Source organism: Bradyrhizobium sp. SZCCT0231 (assembly GCF_018130245.1).
Classification (GTDB): domain Bacteria; phylum Pseudomonadota; class Alphaproteobacteria; order Rhizobiales; family Xanthobacteraceae; genus Bradyrhizobium; species Bradyrhizobium japonicum_F.
The window spans coordinates 101,570-117,574 of the sequence record NZ_JAFCKP010000005.1; the positions used below are offsets into that span (position 1 = coordinate 101,570).

The window sequence follows — 16,005 nt, forward strand, 5'->3', positions numbered from 1 at the left end:
GTTGTTGTTGGAGTTTCCTCTGAGAGACTTCTTTATTGAGTTCTTGTTGCTCGGTTTTCTTATTGGCGCCGTCGGCCCGCGTGGGCAATTCACGCATGCCGCAGCAAATTGGTAGCGCGATCAGATCATGATTGATCGCGTCTGTCGAGAAAGCCGAATGGCTCTGCGTCTAAAACTAACGTTGTGTCCGGAAACGTCGCGACGCGTGTCGAGGCGAGGCGCCGCAGGCGCAGGGCGCTCGTTGTTTTTGCGACGCACACTTCGCGGCGAACCGTCTGGAACGATCCGTGCGCATTTACGCCGCAGTTTCGAATAAGCCTGCATAACCGCCTCGCGTGAAAGACTTTTCGGGCGTGGACAGCAATCGGCGGCGTCTGGACCTCGAAGCGGCGGAAACGATAGAGTTGCAGCTGGCGGGTGACTCCCGCCCGATAGGCCAGTCAGATCGACGATGGAGACGAGAATGATCAACCCGGCGCCGCCAGCGCGGCTTCACCTGCGGCGGTGCTTCGCGCTGGGGTCCGTGCTCGCGCTGTTGCTGGGTGCCGCCGCGGTGGCGAATGCTCAAGGTTTGGTCAAAGGCGTTCAGGAAGGCGCGGCGGCCGGGAACAAGGCGGCAGGGCCGGTCGGTGGCGTGCTCGGCGGTGCGATCGGCGGCGTGGTCGGCGTCTTCACCGGCGTGCTCGGTGTCGGCAACAACAACGGCGGCAATCAGCCGCCGCCTCCCAAGGAGGCCGGCAAGGACGCGAGCAAGGATTCCAAGCAGCAGGGCGCGGCCAAGGACAAGAGTGCCAAGGCGGGCAAGGGCGCCAAGGCGACCAAGGAGGCGAAGAACGCGCCGCAAGACAACAAGAGCAATAAAGACAACAAGGAGGTCACGGTCCTCACCCAGACCGGCGCGCCGCAGCTGACCGCCGAGCAGATCGTCGCCAACAGCGATTCCTACATCGAGCGGATCAAGACCGAGCTGAACCTCACGCCGGATCAGGAGAAGCACTGGTACGGCTTCTCGAGCGCGATGCACTACCTCGGGCATAATGGTGCAGAGCGGCTCAACCTGCGGGTTGCGCGCGCCAAGCGGGATCCGCCCGACGACATCATCGAGCAGATGCGCAACGAGGCGCAATTCCTGATCGACCGCGCCTCCGACCAGCGCAATGTCGCTGACGCCGCCGAGCCGCTCTATTCGAGCCTCGACGACAAGCAGAAGCAGGTCTTCATTCAGGAGATGGTGCGCCTCAGCCACGAGCGCGGATTGGATTGATCAAGTTGGATCGGTTCGGGCGGGTCTGAATTAACGGCGCCCACCACGAATTCGTGAATCTTCTCCGCACGTCGGTTATGGTTAGCTTCGCAAGGCTGACTGCGGAGTTGATATGGCGGACGGACTCTCCGTTTTCCTGGTCGAAGACGAGGCGTTGATCCGGATGATGATCGCCGACATGGTGGAGGAACTCGGCCACCACGTCGTCGCGGAAGCAGACAATGTGCGCGACGCCAGCGCCTTTGCCATGACCGCGCAATACGATCTGGCCATCCTCGACATCAATTTGATGGGCGTCTACGTCGATCCGGTCGCCGACCTGATCGAGCGTCGCGGAAAACCGTTTCTGTTCGCCACAGGCTACGGTCCGGAACTGCTGCCGTCCTTGCTCCGGCGCAGGCCGATTCTGCGCAAGCCGATCGCGATGGATCAGCTCAAGGCGATGATCGATTCGATGTTTCCCGAGCCGTCAGCTACAATTCCAGGCTGACTGACCATGGCTGGGTGCACGGCCGGGGAGTGATTCAACCGGCTCAGTTGCGACCGTTCCTCAGCACCGTGGCAATGGTATGGGCCGTCATGGCCGCTCGATCCGACGCGCGCTGGGCAGCCAGCCGGTCACGGGCCTTTTCCTCGATCAGGAGTTCGATCAGGGCCAACCGCTTGTCTTCGCTGTCGGCCTCGCGCAGCAGGCGGTGATAGCGGTGATAGTCGAAACCAAAATCCTGCTTACGCATGTCACGCCCCCCGCAACTACGCCACACACGGTGAGATTGTTTCTCATCTGAAACATGTACGCAAGCACGTTCCTGCCCGGGACCCGGCGTGCGCGGGAATCTGCTGTGAATTACTGCCGCCCGCGAGCAGCAGAGAGCGAATCGTCCGTCAATCCGCAGTGTGGTCGGCAAACATCTTCAGGCCGACGAAGCTCGCATCAGGCTTGATCACGAGCCGGGTCGGGATGTTGCGAAGATAGTCCTGGAACCGTCCCTTCGCTTCAAAGCGTGCCCGGAATGCGGAGGCCGCGAGGAACTCGCGAAAGCGCGGCACGATTCCGCCGGCGATATAGACGCCGCCGCGGGCGCCGAAGGTCACCGCGAGATTGCCGGCGACCGAGCCGAGGATGGCGCAAAACATCTCCAGCGTCGTGCGGCTGATGGGACAACTGCCCTCCAGCGCGGCCTTGGTGATGGCGGCGGCATCGCGATGCGGCACCTGAACGCCATCGATCTCAGCCAGCGCTTCGTAGAGGTTCTGCAGCCCGGAACCCGAGAGTGCGCCACGCTCGATGGAGACGTGGCCGAGGCGCCGGCGCATGCACGCAATCACGCGTTCCTCGCGCTCGTTCTCCGCCGGCAGGGTCGCGTGTCCGGCCTCAGTGACGACGGCCAGTCGCGAACCATGGCGTTCAATCAGACAGGAGACACCAAAACCGGTTCCTGGCCCGACGACCAGCAACGGCTCTCCGGGCAAGCCATCGCCTCCGCCGAGCGGGACCAGGTCGGCAGGCTGCAAGGCGGGCAGGGACCAGGCCACCACCTCGAAATCGTTCAGCACATGGACACTGTCGAAGCCGAGCGCGGGCTGCAGCTCGTTGCCGTCGATGACCCAGGGGCTGTTGGTCATGACGCAGCGGTTGTTGGTCACGGGACCCGCCACCGCCAGCACTGCTCTTTGGGGCTGCTCGCCGCCCGACCGGCGCGCCAAGAGGTCCGCGATGGCTTCGCGGACGGTCGGGAAGTCGGCAACCTTCACATAATCGATCGGCCCGGTCTGGCCGCCGTCGCTGGATTCGGCCAGGCTCAGCGCGAAGCGCGCATTGGTGCCGCCGATATCGGCGAGAAGAATTTTTCCTGTCTTGCCGATGCCCATGGCCCTGCGGCTTCCGTGGCCTTGCCGGCCCTCGGGAACCTTCGCCTCCGTTCCTGATCCGATCCGCAAGCACGCGGACGGCCTGAGAATCCTCGCTTGATTGTTCCTAGTCAACACGGACAAGGTCGAACCGTTGCATTCTGGACAATCCTTGGCCATCAGCGCGGTATCGCCGCACGCGGTCGGTGGTTGCGAAGCCGCGCGGGAAGATCGACATTGGGAGGGAGCGTCCGGCGCTTGATGCCGGGCGGATCGAGCGGGGCCCTGCGATGAAGATTTCCGACCGCGACGTGCTGCTGGTGATCGACGTACAGAACGACTTCTGTACCGGCGGCGCGCTCGCCGTTCCCAGCGGCGAGAAGGTCGTCCCCGCCATCAACAGAATCGCCCAAAAATTCGCCAATGTGGTCCTGACCCAGGACTGGCATCCGCGCGACCACGTCTCGTTCGCGCCGAACCATGCGGGCAAGCAGCCGTTCCAGACGATCGAGCTCGACTACGGCCGGCAGGTGCTATGGCCGACGCATTGCGTGCAAGGCACGGCGGGTGCTGAATTTCATCGCGATCTCGACGTGACACGGGCGAGCCTCGTGGTGCGCAAAGGCTTTCGCCGTGACATCGATTCCTATTCGGCGCTGTTCGAGAACGACCATCGCACGCCGACCGGACTGCTTGGTTATTTGCGCGAACGCGAGCTGAAGACCGTCTTTGTCGCCGGTCTGGCGCTGGACTTCTGCGTCCGCTTCTCGGCGGAGGATGCGCGTAAGGCGGGGTTGGAGGTGGCCGTCGTCGAGGATGCCTGCCGGGGCATCGATCTCGACGGCTCGGTCGCGGCGACCCATCAAAGTTTTCGGGACCTCGGAATCGCTGTCGTCAGCCTCGAGGCGTTCCTGTGAGGACATCGAGGTAGCCATGGTGGAAAAGACCGCCAAACAGACACGCGGACCAGGGCCTGCTCCTGATGATCCGCGGCTGTGGCCGTTTGCGGCGGCGCAGCTTGCCATGGATGCCTGCTTCTGGTGGCTGGAACGCCGACCCGCGGAGCAGCGTGACGACAGCCTGCCATGGACGACACCCAACAGCGTCGCATTGGAGCTCGCAACGATGCAGCTGCGCGATTGCTCGCAGATGCGGTCCGGCCAGCCGGCGCTGGTCTGCGCCCCCTATGCGCTGCATCGGGCCCTGATCGCCGATTTCGCGCCGGGCCACAGCGTGGTGCAGTCGTTGCAAAATGGCGGCATCGACCGGGTCTATCTCACCGACTGGCGGTCGGCGACATCAGACATGCGCTATCTCTCCATCGACAACTATCTCGGCGATCTCAACGTCGCCATCGACGAGATCGGCGCGCCGGTCGACCTCGTCGGGCTCTGCCAGGGCGGATGGCTGTCGCTGCTCTACGCGGCGCGTTTTCCAGCCAAGGTGCGGCGGCTGGTCCTGGTCGGCGCTCCCGTGGACCTGTCGATCGACTCGGCGCTTTCGCGGCTCGCCCGCAACGCGCCCGAGCTGGTTTACAACCAGCTGGTCGCGCGCGGCGGCGGCAATGTCAGCGGCGAGGAGATGCTGCGCCTCTGGTCCAAAGCGCCTGATAACGACGATATCGTTGCGGCATTGCAGAGGGATCTCTCGGACGAGCAGGGCACGGCGCTGCTCGCGCGCTTCGACCGCTGGAACGCCGAGACGCTCAATCTGCCGGGCGCTTACTATCTCGGGATCGTCAATGGGATTTTCCGGGAGAACCTGATTGCTCGCGACAAGTTCGTCGCGCTCGGCCGCCCGGTTCATCTGAAGGACGTCAAGGCGCCGATCTTCCTGCTCGCCGGGCTCGACGACGATGTGGTGCCGGCGACGCAAGCGCTTGCCACCGCCGGGCTCGTCGGCACGCCGCCAGCCTTCATTGCGGCGGCTTCCGAGCCGAGCAATCATCTCGGCCTGTTCATGGGCGCGCGCACCCACGCGCATGCCTGGCCCCGGATCGCCGGGTGGCTGCGCGACGATGTGCCCGGTGTGCTGGCCCGCCGTGCCTGAGCTCGCCAGCGCTGGGCAGGCCGCCTTGCAAATCCGTTATGCATGACGGCGGATGGCTCGCACCGGACCCGGTCGATGGGCTACATATGGTCCGGAGCTGACGGCTTCGGCAGCGAAGAGATTCAAGGGTACTGCGCTCGATGACTTTCCATTCGATTTACGCTCACGGATTTGCGCGCGTGGCGGCCTGTGTCACCACGTCCCATGTCGCCGATCCCACGGCCAACGCGAAGGCCGTCCTGGCGGCGGCCGATGCCTGCCACGAGCAGTCGGTGGCGGTGGCCGTGTTTCCAGAGCTGTGCCTGTCCGGCTATGCGATCGAGGATCTGGTGAAGCAGGATCCGCTGCTCGATGCGGTCGAGCGTGGCCTCGCCGCGATCGTCGAGGCCTCCGCGGGGCTGATGACGGTCCTGATCGTCGGGGCGCCGCTGCGCTTTGGTCATCGCATCTACAACTGCGCCGTCGTCATTCATCGCGGCAGCGTCCTCGGCGTGGTGCCGAAATCTTACCTGCCGACCTATCGCGAGTTCTACGAGGGACGGCATTTCGCCTCCGGCGCCGGCATCGCCGGCGAGACGATTTCCTTTGGCGGCCTGCACGCGCCATTCGGCGTCGACCTGCTGTTCGCGGCCGAGGACGTTCCTGCTCTCACCATCGGCGTCGAGATCTGCGAGGACATGTGGATCCCGGTGACGCCGGCCTCCGAGCTCGCACTCGCGGGCGCGAGCGTGCTGATCAATCTTTCGGGCAGTCCGATCACGATCGGCCGGGCGCGCTCGCGCGCGCTGCTGTGCCAATCGACATCGGCGCGCTGCCTCGCGGCCTATGTCTATTCCGCCGCCGGGGCAGGGGAATCCACCACCGATCTCGCCTGGGACGGCCAGACCTCGATCCACGAGAATGGCGTGCTGCTGGCCGAGGGCGAGCGGTTCCGGCAGGGCGGCCAGATCACGTTGGCCGACGTCGATCTCGACCTGCTCAGGCAGGAGCGTGCGCTGATGGGAACGTTCGACGACAACCGTCGGCAGCGCGAGGCGTTCTTCCGCAAGGTGACATTTGCCCTGAAGCCGCCGGCGGCCGATATCGGCTTCCTGCGCAAGGTCGAGCGCTTTCCATTCGTGCCCAGCGACGAGAGTCTGCTCGAGCAGGATTGCTACGAGGCCTACAACATCCAGGTCGCCGGCCTCGTGCAGAGGATGCGCGCGACCGGCACCAAGCGCGTCGTGATCGGCGTCTCCGGTGGCCTCGATTCCACCCATGCTCTGATCGTCGCCGCCAAGGCGGTCGACCTGCTCGGCCTTCCGCGTGAAAACGTCCTCGCCTACACCATGCCGGGTTTTGCCACAGGCAGCGAGAGCAAGACCAATGCGCTCGCGCTGATGCAGTCGTTGCAGACGAGCTGGCAGGAACTCGACATCCGGACCACAGCAACCCAGATGCTGAAGGACATCGGTCACCCCTTCGGCAAGGGCGAGAAGGTCTATGATGTCACCTTCGAGAACGTGCAGGCGGGCCTTCGCACGGACTATCTGTTCAGGCTTGCCAACCATCGCGGCGGCATCGTCATCGGAACCGGCGATCTCTCCGAGCTCGCGCTCGGCTGGTGCACCTATGGCGTCGGCGACCAGATGGCCCATTACAACGTCAATGCCGGCGTGCCGAAGACGCTGATCCAGCACCTGATCCGCTGGGTGATCTCCTCGAAACAATTCAGTGACGACGTCAACCGGACGCTTGGCTCGATCCTGGCCGCTGAAATCTCGCCCGAGCTCGTGCCGGTGCTGCCCGGCGAGAAGCCGCAGAGCACGGAAGCGTCCGTCGGGCCTTACGAGCTGCAGGATTTCAACCTGTTCTACACGCTGCGCTTCGGCATGCGGCCGTCCAAGATCGCTTTCATGGCGCTCCAGGCGTGGAAGGACGCCGCCAAGGGCGAATGGCCGCCAGCATTTCCGAACGATCGGCGCAGGGCCTATGATCTGCCGGAGATCCGCCGCTGGCTGGAAGTGTTCCTGCGCCGCTTCTTCGCCTTCAGCCAGTTCAAGCGCTCGGCCATGCCGAATGGGCCGAAGGTCTCGGCCGGCGGCTCGTTGTCGCCGCGCGGCGACTGGCGCGCGCCGTCGGATTCGAGTGCGGCCGCTTGGCTCGAGGATCTCGAACGGAACGTGCCGAACTGATCGGGGCGGCGCTGGAGGAGGGACGATCTGATGTCGGCCGGGGATGGGACGGAGGCGGGTGAGGAGGCCAAGGTCACCAACGGCCTCTACATTTTCGACATCGAGATGCGCGAGGGCAAGCGCGGGCAGGCCAGGGGCGTGGTCGTGCTCTGCGACGGCCGCATCATGGGCGGCGACAGCTTCTTCTACTACACCGGCAGCTACACTTTCCGGAACGGCAAGTGGCGTGGCGACATGATCGTCAACCAGCACACTGAGGCGGTCGGCAGGACGCTCGCATTCGGCGGCCGGGAGGTCACCTGCGGCTTTTCCGGCGACTATTTCCCCGGCGGTGCGGAAGTCGAAGGCATGGCACTGGTCGGCAAGACCAGCGTGACGTTCACGGCGCGACTGACGCTGAAGGATGCAATGTGAGCGCGACCTGATTGGCTCACTCCGCGGCTACGTTCCTACCCAGGAACCTTCGCACGGACAGAACGTTCGCGTCTGTTGTTGCGAATTGTCGAGGAGAGGGACCATGCGTCAACATTTGATGTTATCGACTGCGGCCATCGGACTCATGCTCGCGTCCGGCTTTGCCTATGCCCAGGCGCCCGGCGAGCGCAGGGACGAGCCGAAACGGACCGAGGAACCGTCAAAGGGCGCTGCGCCGCAGCGCGGTGCAGCCCAAGAACGTGTTCAAGAGCGCGCGCAGGGCGCCAAGGAGCGACTGCAGGGCGCGGGCCGCGAGGAGAAAGCTGGCGCCAAGCACGAGGCCAACGAGGACAAGCGTCAGCCGGCCACCGCTTCTGAGCGCAATCAACCGAAGGCGAGAGATCAGGCACAGGAGTCTCGCGAGCCTGCGCGCGATCGCAGCCGCGAGGCCGAGAGCGCGAAGCCGGGACGCGACAGCGGCAAGAGCCGTGTGGAAACGAAGCAGGACAAGTCTGCGCCGCAGAAATCAACCGCCGAGTCCGAGAAATCCAAGACCGGCGCGACCGGCCGGCAGAACGAGCGCAACCAGAGCCAGCCGCCGCGCAATGCCGCCGAGCAACAACCGCCGGCGCAACAGAGCAACCGGCCGGCCACCGCGACCGATACGAGCCGGCCGGCTTCGACCAACAACGCCCAGAGCGCCCCTGCCGCGACGGACACGCAAACCAATCAAGCCAACCAGACGACGCAGACCAATACGCAGGTCAATCAGCAGGCTCAGGTCATAACCGAGAGGCAGGTGCGGATGTCTGAAACGCTCAGCCGCGCACGCCTGGCGCAGCCGGAGCGCAACCTGAACATCTCGGTCCGGGTCGGCGAGACGATTCCCTCGCGCGTGCGTCTCTACCGGCTGCCGTCCGAGATCATCTCGATCGAGCCGCAATATCGGGACTATGAGTATTTCGCAACGGATGACGACGTCGTCATCGTGGAGCCGCGCACGCATCGCATCGTCAGCCAGGTGCCGCGCGATCCGTCACGAGCCCGTGCGCAGATGGGCGGCGGCACCTCGTCGAGCATGGCGGCGGCGGGCGGAAGCAATGTGAATTGCCAGATCATGCGGCGTGACGCCTCCGGCAATGTGGCCCAAGCGGAGCCCTCGACTGTTGGCTCGACCGCACGCACCGATTCCGTGAGCGTGACGGTCCAGATGCCCGGCGGCGGCGCGTCGGCCCCCATTGCGCTCGGCGCTCCCGCGGGCAACATCGTCGTCGCGACGCAAGGGCAGGGCGACTGCACGGTGACGATCGAGCCTCAGACGCGCTAGGCGCCCAAGCGAAAGACGACGCAGAAACGTCGACGCGCCGCCCGGCTGAACCAGCCGGACGGCGCGCGATCACGTTCGATGTCAAAAGTTTCGAGGTCCGGAGTGCCTAGGAGTCCGGACCTCGTCACCTTGCCCCCAGCCTTCAATCCCCCGCCCCATGTGGTCCCCCAACCCCATGTTGCGCGATCAGAGATGATGCCCGTGGAAGTGGCCGCCGATCGATGTCCGGCGATGTACGCGAAGGCTGGATAGGATTCCATTCCGGAGCACTACGGACACGATTGCGCTTGCCCTGTGTTCGTTCTGCATCGGTCGCTGATTGCTGATCCGCAGCGCGCGACCGACGGGATGTCCACATCTCATCGGCACCTGCCAATCTGCATTTCACGGGCCTGTCACTGAACTGGTCTAGCGCTGCTCCCCGTCATCGCTGACGACCGAAGGAGCAAGCCATGTCGAAGCCGGTGTTGGGCGCCGCATTGTCCATCAAATCGATCCCCGCGCATCGCGACTGGCTTCTCGAGCGGCAGCGCGATCTGGAAATCCAGGATTTTTTCCGCGCCGATCTGCTCGACGGCGACTGGCGGAGCGCGGCCGGCGAGATCAAGCAGATGCTCGCCGGTCACACCGGCCGGCTCGGCATCCACGGTCCCTTCTGGGGCTTCAAGATCGACAGCCATGATCCCATGATCCGCCAGGCGGTGACCAAGCGCCTGCTCCAGGGGCTGGACGCCGCCGAGTTCCTCGGCGCGACGCAGATGGTGATCCATTCGCCGTTCACGACCTGGGACCACAACAACCTCGACCTCTATCCCGACAATCGCGGCAATCTGGTCGAACGGGTCAAGGCGACGCTCGCCGAGGTGATCGCGCGTGCCGAGACGATCGGCTGCGAGATCGTCATCGAGAATATCGAGGACAAGGATCCGCGCGACCGTGTGCGCCTCGCCAAGGCGCTCGAAAGCAGCAAGGTCCGTGTCTCGCTCGACACCGGCCACGCCAATTACGCCCACATCTCCACCGGCGCGCCGCCGGTCGACTACTACGTCGAGACCGCCGGCGACATGCTGACGCACGTGCACCTCCAGGACACCGACGGCTTTGCCGACCGGCACTGGGCGCCGGGCGAAGGCAATATCCCGTGGGTCGCCGTATTCCGCGCCCTTGGCCGGCTGACTTCAAACCCGCGGCTGATCCTCGAACTCCGCAACCACGACGATGTCCGCACCGGCGCAGCCCATCTCGCCGCGCTCGGCCTCGCCGAATAACCGACATCACAAGGGCAGGGCTTACGTCATGAGCAAATTCACCCGTCGCACCATCCTGAAGTCCGGCGGCGCGGCCGCAAGCACATTGCTGCTGCCGCGCTTTGCAATCGCGCAAGGCGACAACCGTCCGTCGGTGACCATCGCCGTGCAGAAGGTCACCAATTCGAACGTGCTCGACGTGCTGCGTGAGCAGTCCAACGTCGGCGAGCGCGTGTTCTTCTCTTCGATCTGGGAAGGCCTGATCTCGAAGAACTGGCGCGGCAATCTCGAAGCCGTGCCCGGGCTGGCCACCGAATGGCGCCGCATCGACGATCAGACCGTCGAGGTGAAGCTGCGCCAGGGAGTCAAGTTCCACAATGGCGACGAGCTGACGGCGGAAGACGTCGTCTTCACCTTCAGCCGCGAGCGCATGTTCGGCGACACCGAGGCCAAGAACCGCTCCACCATCAAGGCCTTCGAGAAGATCCCGACGCCGCGCCCGGGCAAGGAACTGCCGCCTGATGTGCCCGCGGTCGCCCGCCGCATCTGGCCGGACCTGGTGCGGGTCGATGCCGTCGACAAGTACACGGTGCGCTTCTACAACGCGACGCCCGACGTCACGATCGAGGGCCGGCTGTCGCGCTACGGCTCCGACATCATGAACCGCCGCGCCTGGGAAGAGTCCACCAGCTATCTCGACTGGGCCCGCAAGCCCGTCACCACGGGTCCCTACAAGGTCGTCGAGCTCAAGCCCGACGTCTCGCTGACCCTCGAAGCCCACGACGAATATTGGGGCGGTCGTCCGCCGCTCAAGCGCATCCGTTTCCTCGAAGTGCCTGAGGTCGCCAGCCGCATCAACGGCCTCTTGTCGGGCGAATACCAGTTCGCCTGCGACATCCCGCCGGACCAGATCGCCGGCATCGAGAAGAATGCCGCGTTCGAAGTGCAGGGCGGCACCATCCAAAATCACCGCCTGACCGTGTTCGACAAGAACCACGCCGTGCTCGCCAATCCGCTTGTCAGGCGCGCCTTTACCCATGCGATCGACCGCCAGGCCATCGTCGACAGCCTGTGGGCCGGCCGCACCCGCGTGCCGAAGGGCCTGCAGTGGGAGTTCTACGGCGACATGTTCAACGCCGACTGGAACGTGCCGGCCTATGATCCCAAGCTCGCGCAGGATCTGCTGAAGCAGGCCAATTACAAGGGCGACCCGATCCCGTACCGCCTGCTCAACAACTACTACACCAACCAGGTGGCGACCGCGCAGATCCTGGTCGAGATGTGGAAGTCGGTCGGCCTCAACGTGCAGATCGAGACCAAGGAGAACTGGTCGCAGATCATGGAGCGTAGCCCAACGCGCGCGGTGCGCGACTGGTCGAACTCGGCCGCGTTCAACGATCCGGTGTCCTCGCTGGTCGCCCAGCACGGTCCGAACGGCCAGCAGCAGCAGATCGGCGAATGGACCAATGTCGAGTTGAACAAGCTCTCGGAGTTCCTGGAAACCTCGACCGACCGCGCCGCGCGCAGGAAGGCGTTCCACCGCATGCTCGAGATCGCCGAGCGTGAAGATCCCGCCTACACGGTGCTGCACCAGAACGCGACCTTCACGGCCAAGCCGAAATCGATCAAGTGGAAGGCGGCGCCCGCCTTCGCGATGGATTTCCGCGCCGGCAATTTCGAGGTCTGAGGTGCCGCAGCTGGTCAGCATCGAGGACTTGCGCGTCGCCTTCAACGGCGTGCCGGTCCTGCGCGGCGTCGACATTGCCTTGCAGAAGGGCGAGGCCCTCGGCCTCGTCGGCGAGTCCGGCTCCGGCAAGTCGGTGACGTGGCTTGCTGCGCTTGGCCTGTTGCCGCGGCATGCGCGGGTCTCCGGCTCGGTGCGGCTCGAGGGACGAGAGATCCTCGGCGCGCCGGCCGCCGAGCTCGATCATGTCAGGGGCGGGCGCGTCGCCATGATCTTCCAGGATCCGGCGAGCGCGCTCAATCCGGTGCTGACCATCCGCAGGCAGCTCTGCGAAGCACTGGCGCTGCATCGTGATCTCCAAGGCAACGCCGTGAAGGCGGAAGCGCGGCGGCTGCTCGATCTCGTCGGCATTCCCGATGCGGCGCGGCGGCTAGAGGCCTATCCGCACGAATTCTCCGGCGGCCAGGTCCAGCGCATCATGATCGCGATGGCGCTGGCCGGAAATCCGGACCTGTTGATCGCGGACGAGCCGACCACGGCGCTTGATGCCACCATTCAGGCCCAGATCCTGGAGCTGCTCTCCACCATCCGCAGCGAGTTGAACATGGCGATGGTGCTGATCAGCCACGATCTCGGCGTCGTCGCGGAGAATTGCGACCGTGTCGCGGTGATGTATGCCGGCCGCATCGTCGAGGAGGCACCGAGCAACCAGCTGTTCGCCGATCCCGTGCATCCCTACGCGCAAGGGTTGATCGGTGCGCTGCCGCCGCTCGACGGACCGCGCCGGCGCCTCACCGCCATTCCCGGCACCGTGCCTGATCCCGCGCACATGCCCGGCGGCTGCGCCTTCGCGCCGCGCTGCGCGCTGGCGTCCGATCCGTGCGGCCTGGCCGCGCCGAGCCTGGCGCCGATCGCAGACGATCGGAGCGTCGCCTGCATCCGCGCCGAATCCTCGCGCCGCGCGCTGCTCGGAATCGCTGCCGAATGAGCGCGCCGCTCGTTGAGGTCGCCGCGATCTCCCGCAGCTACAGCATGCGCTCCGGAATGTTCGGCCGAGCGACGGCCGTGCATGCCGTCGACGGCGTGTCGCTGACGATTGCCAGAGGCCAAACGCTGGGTCTCGTCGGCGAGTCCGGCTCGGGCAAGTCCACCACGGGCCGGATCGTGCTCGGCCTCGAGCCGCCCGACCGCGGCGAGGTGCGGTTCGACGGCAAGCCGATGGCTACGCCGGGAACGGCCGCCTGGCGCGGGCAGCGTGCGCGCATGCAGATGATCTTCCAGGATCCGCTCGGGGCGCTGGACCGGCGCCTGCCGGTCGCCACGCAAATTCGCGAGCCGCTCGACATTCACGGCCTCGGCACGGCCTCAATGCGCGAAGAGCGCGTCCGCGAATTGCTGCGGGCGGTCGAGCTCACGCCGGTGCATGGCGCACGCTATCCCGGCGCGCTCTCCGGCGGGCAGCGCCAGCGCATCGTGCTGGCGCGGGCGCTGGCGACGAAGCCGGATTTCCTGGTCTGCGACGAACCGGTCAGCGCGCTCGACGTCTCGATCCAGGCGCAGGTGGTGAACCTGCTCGCCGATCTCCAGGCGCAGCTTGGGCTGACGCTGCTGTTCATCAGCCATGATCTGCGCGTCGTCCGGCAGATCAGCAACATCGTTGCCGTGATGTATCTTGGCCGCATCGTCGAGATCGGCAGTGCCGACGACCTGTTCGCGCGGCCCGAGCATCCCTACACCCAGGCGCTGGTCTCGGCCTCGCCCGCGCCGGGCCGCCGCAGCGCCGGCCGGATCGTGCTGTCAGGCGATCCGCCGAATCCGGCCGCGCGCCCCCAAGGCTGCGCCTTCCATCCACGCTGCCCGCGCGCCATCGCGCGCTGTGCGAGCGAGGTGCCGGCGCTCGAAACCGTCGGCGGCGACAGGCAGGTCGCCTGCCATCTCGTCACGGGCGCCGTGACACGGGACGCAGCCTGATGGGACGCTATTTCGCCATTCGCATTGGACGCGCGGCGCTGACGATCGTCCTCGTCGTCACCTTCGCCTTCGTCGTGCTTCGCCTCTCGGGCGATCCCGCGCTGATGATCCTGGGACCGGAGGCGCCGCCGGAGGTGCTCGCGGCATTCCGCAAGGCGTGGGGCCTCGATGATCCGATCTGGGCCCAATATTTCGACTATTTCGGCGCCATCGCCAAGGGCGAGCTCGGCCGCTCCATGCGCGACGGCCGGCCCGCGATCGAGCTCGTGCTGGAGCGCATCCCGGCGACGCTGGCGCTGACCTTGCCGGCCTTCGCCTTCAAGGTCGCGCTCGGCATTCCCGCCGGTATTTACGCCGCGCTGCATCGCGGTTCGGGAATCGACCGCGCCGTGATGATGACGGCGGTCGCCGGCTTCACGGTGCCGAGCTTCGTGCTCGCGCTGGTGCTGGTGCTCGTGTTCGCCGTGCAGCTCGGCTGGCTGCCGTCGGGCGGGCAGGACAGTTGGCGCCACGCCATCCTGCCGATCGCAACGCTGAGCCTTGGCGGCGCCGCGGTGCTGGCGCGCTTCACCCGCAGTGCGATGCTGGAGGTGCTGGGCCAGCCCTATATCCGCACCGCATCCGCAAAAGGCGTGCCGTGGCGCAAGGTGGTGACGTCGCATGCACTGCCGAATGCGGCGATCCCGACCGTCACCATTCTCGGCTTCATGGTGGGTACGCTGATCGCCGGCGCGGTCGTGGTCGAGAGCGTGTTCGCCTGGCCGGGAGTAGGGCGCCTGCTCGTCGTCGCCGTCGCCAACCGCGACCTCGCGGTCGTGCAATGCATCCTGCTGCTGGTCGCGATGACCATGGTGACGTCCAACCTGATCGTCGACTTCCTCTACGGCTTCCTCGATCCGCGCCTGCGTACCAAGGGAGCGCACGCATGACCGACGCGACGCTGAAGGATACCAAAGCGTTTTCAAGCGAAGTGGATTCCGGTTCGCGTAAAGAAAACGCGTCAAGACTAGAATCTAGCTTGCGGCGCCGCATCAGCCTGCCGGCCATCCCGGTCTCGGTCGCGCTCGCGATCACATGGATCGTCGCGATGCTGGTGATCGCGGCTTTCGCGGAGAAGATCGCGCCTTACGGCTTCACCCAGCTCGACCTGCGCAACCGGCTCTCGGCGCCCGGCAATACCGCGCACTGGCTCGGCACCGATGAGCTCGGCCGGGACGTGCTGTCGCGGCTGCTCGTGTCCATCCGCATCTCGCTGCTGATCGCCTTCGGCGCCACCGCGATCTCGGCGATCGTCGGCACCGCGCTCGGCTTCCTCGCCGCGCATTTCCGAGGCGCCGTGGAGCAACTCGTGCTGATGCTGTCCGACTTTCAGGCCAGCATGCCCTTCCTGATCATGGCGCTGGCGGTGCTCGCCTTCTTCGGCAATTCGCTGCCGCTCTTGATCGGCCTGATGGGCCTGTTCGGCTGGGAGCGCTACGCCCGCATCGCGCGCGGCCTTGCGATTTCCGCCAATGCGCAAGGTTACGCCGCCGCCGTCCTCCAATTGGGCGCGACGCCGTCGCGGATCTACCTCCGGCACATCCTGCCCAACATCGCCTCCACCCTGATCGTCTCGACCACGCTGGTCTTCCCCGAGGTGATCCTGATGGAGTCCGGCCTGTCCTTCCTTGGCCTCGGCGTGCAGCCGCCGATGACCAGCCTCGGCAACATGGTCGGCTACGGCCGCGAATATCTGACCCGGGCGCCCTGGATCATGCTGGCGCCGGCCACCACCATCGTCGTCACCACGCTGGCCGTCTCCGTGATCGGCGACTGGCTGCGCGACCGGCTGGATCCGACGCTGCAATAGGGGCAGGGGTCTCGTGTCCCGGACGCGCAAAGCGCGAGCCGGGACCCACGCCGCCCCAAGTCTGGACCCCGGTTCTGCAGCGCACCGTTTCACGCTGCGCTGCGCCCGGGGAACGTCCGCGACAGCCCGCGCCGGGAGCAGGGGAGCCCTGTCCGGACCAAGTTTCCGTTGCGCC

The 16,005-nt window shown here is 65.7% G+C and carries 15 protein-coding genes; 13 read left to right on the top strand and 2 right to left on the bottom strand.

Translation table 11 applies throughout. The annotated features are described in order from the left end of the window. The first annotated feature begins 463 nt into the window (after nt 1-463). Nucleotides 464-1,264, top strand: coding sequence for a Spy/CpxP family protein refolding chaperone (locus JQ566_RS15530; protein WP_212373246.1), 801 nt, complete (start codon nt 464-466; stop codon nt 1,262-1,264). Nucleotides 1,265-1,376: 112 nt separating this feature from the next. After that, entirely contained in the window at nt 1,377-1,754 is a 378-nt protein-coding gene (locus JQ566_RS15535) for a response regulator (protein ID WP_212373248.1), read from the top strand. Nucleotides 1,755-1,797: 43 nt separating this feature from the next. Here JQ566_RS15535 and JQ566_RS15540 read toward each other — a convergent pair whose 3' ends face one another. Together JQ566_RS15540 and glk are read right to left on the bottom strand one after the other, a co-directional pair. Continuing rightward, a complete protein-coding gene (locus tag JQ566_RS15540) occupies nt 1,798-2,001 on the bottom strand; it encodes a hypothetical protein (RefSeq protein WP_100230552.1) in 204 nt (67 codons plus the stop codon). A 148-nt stretch (nt 2,002-2,149) separates the two neighbouring features. After that, a complete protein-coding gene (glk, locus tag JQ566_RS15545) occupies nt 2,150-3,136 on the bottom strand; it encodes a glucokinase (RefSeq protein WP_212373565.1) in 987 nt (328 codons plus the stop codon). A 269-nt stretch (nt 3,137-3,405) separates the two neighbouring features. Between glk and pncA the strand changes: the two genes are divergently transcribed. The 11 genes from pncA (at nt 3,406) to JQ566_RS15600 (ending at nt 15,830) form a co-directional block, all read left to right on the top strand. Beyond that, nucleotides 3,406-4,032 carry a bifunctional nicotinamidase/pyrazinamidase gene (pncA, locus tag JQ566_RS15550; RefSeq protein WP_212373249.1) on the top strand — a complete coding sequence of 209 codons (627 nt, stop codon included), beginning with the start codon at nt 3,406-3,408 and terminating at the stop codon, nt 4,030-4,032. Nucleotides 4,033-4,048: 16 nt separating this feature from the next. Next, the gene (locus tag JQ566_RS15555; protein ID WP_212373250.1) at nt 4,049-5,164 is read left to right on the top strand and encodes an alpha/beta fold hydrolase; all 1,116 of its coding nucleotides are present in this window, start codon (nt 4,049-4,051) and stop codon (nt 5,162-5,164) included. 140 nt (nt 5,165-5,304) lie between these two features. Then, nucleotides 5,305-7,338 carry an NAD(+) synthase gene (locus JQ566_RS15560; RefSeq protein ID WP_212373251.1) on the top strand — a complete coding sequence of 678 codons (2,034 nt, stop codon included), beginning with the start codon at nt 5,305-5,307 and terminating at the stop codon, nt 7,336-7,338. 30 nt (nt 7,339-7,368) lie between these two features. Beyond that, nucleotides 7,369-7,752, top strand: a complete 384-nt coding sequence (locus JQ566_RS15565) for a GrlR family regulatory protein (protein WP_212373252.1) — start codon at nt 7,369-7,371, stop codon at nt 7,750-7,752. A gap of 103 nt (nt 7,753-7,855) precedes the next feature. After that, the gene (locus JQ566_RS15570; protein WP_212373253.1) at nt 7,856-9,079 is read left to right on the top strand and encodes a DUF1236 domain-containing protein; all 1,224 of its coding nucleotides are present in this window, start codon (nt 7,856-7,858) and stop codon (nt 9,077-9,079) included. Nucleotides 9,080-9,531: 452 nt separating this feature from the next. Next, entirely contained in the window at nt 9,532-10,347 is an 816-nt protein-coding gene (locus JQ566_RS15575) for a sugar phosphate isomerase/epimerase family protein (RefSeq protein WP_212373255.1), read from the top strand. Between the two features lie 28 nt (nt 10,348-10,375). Beyond that, entirely contained in the window at nt 10,376-12,013 is a 1,638-nt protein-coding gene (locus JQ566_RS15580) for an ABC transporter substrate-binding protein (RefSeq protein ID WP_212373257.1), read from the top strand. A 1-nt stretch (nt 12,014) separates the two neighbouring features. Continuing rightward, a complete protein-coding gene (locus tag JQ566_RS15585) occupies nt 12,015-12,998 on the top strand; it encodes an ABC transporter ATP-binding protein (RefSeq protein ID WP_212373258.1) in 984 nt (327 codons plus the stop codon). Further along, nucleotides 12,995-13,981 carry an ABC transporter ATP-binding protein gene (locus tag JQ566_RS15590; RefSeq protein ID WP_212373259.1) on the top strand — a complete coding sequence of 329 codons (987 nt, stop codon included), beginning with the start codon at nt 12,995-12,997 and terminating at the stop codon, nt 13,979-13,981. Before JQ566_RS15585 ends, JQ566_RS15590 begins: the two co-directional genes overlap by 4 nt. After that, complete coding sequence (locus JQ566_RS15595; protein WP_212373260.1) at nt 13,981-14,910, top strand: ABC transporter permease; 930 nt, start codon at nt 13,981-13,983, stop codon at nt 14,908-14,910. Before JQ566_RS15590 ends, JQ566_RS15595 begins: the two co-directional genes overlap by 1 nt. After that, nucleotides 14,907-15,830, top strand: a complete 924-nt coding sequence (locus tag JQ566_RS15600) for an ABC transporter permease (RefSeq protein ID WP_249139485.1) — start codon at nt 14,907-14,909, stop codon at nt 15,828-15,830. Before JQ566_RS15595 ends, JQ566_RS15600 begins: the two co-directional genes overlap by 4 nt. The last annotated feature ends 175 nt before the right edge of the window (nt 15,831-16,005 follow it).

Coding starts and splice junctions, on each gene's coding strand:
- JQ566_RS15580 (WP_212373257.1), top strand. CDS start 10,376: ATGAGCAAATTCACCCGTCGCACCATCCTGAAGTCCGGCGGCGCGGCC.
- JQ566_RS15570 (WP_212373253.1), top strand. CDS start 7,856: ATGCGTCAACATTTGATGTTATCGACTGCGGCCATCGGACTCATGCTC.
- JQ566_RS15595 (WP_212373260.1), top strand. CDS start 13,981: ATGGGACGCTATTTCGCCATTCGCATTGGACGCGCGGCGCTGACGATC.
- JQ566_RS15600 (WP_249139485.1), top strand. CDS start 14,907: ATGACCGACGCGACGCTGAAGGATACCAAAGCGTTTTCAAGCGAAGTG.
- JQ566_RS15560 (WP_212373251.1), top strand. CDS start 5,305: ATGACTTTCCATTCGATTTACGCTCACGGATTTGCGCGCGTGGCGGCC.
- JQ566_RS15535 (WP_212373248.1), top strand. CDS start 1,377: ATGGCGGACGGACTCTCCGTTTTCCTGGTCGAAGACGAGGCGTTGATC.
- JQ566_RS15530 (WP_212373246.1), top strand. CDS start 464: ATGATCAACCCGGCGCCGCCAGCGCGGCTTCACCTGCGGCGGTGCTTC.
- pncA (WP_212373249.1), top strand. CDS start 3,406: ATGAAGATTTCCGACCGCGACGTGCTGCTGGTGATCGACGTACAGAAC.
- JQ566_RS15540 (WP_100230552.1), bottom strand. CDS start 2,001: ATGCGTAAGCAGGATTTTGGTTTCGACTATCACCGCTATCACCGCCTG.
- JQ566_RS15565 (WP_212373252.1), top strand. CDS start 7,369: ATGTCGGCCGGGGATGGGACGGAGGCGGGTGAGGAGGCCAAGGTCACC.
- JQ566_RS15575 (WP_212373255.1), top strand. CDS start 9,532: ATGTCGAAGCCGGTGTTGGGCGCCGCATTGTCCATCAAATCGATCCCC.
- glk (WP_212373565.1), bottom strand. CDS start 3,136: ATGGGCATCGGCAAGACAGGAAAAATTCTTCTCGCCGATATCGGCGGC.
- JQ566_RS15555 (WP_212373250.1), top strand. CDS start 4,049: ATGGTGGAAAAGACCGCCAAACAGACACGCGGACCAGGGCCTGCTCCT.
- JQ566_RS15590 (WP_212373259.1), top strand. CDS start 12,995: ATGAGCGCGCCGCTCGTTGAGGTCGCCGCGATCTCCCGCAGCTACAGC.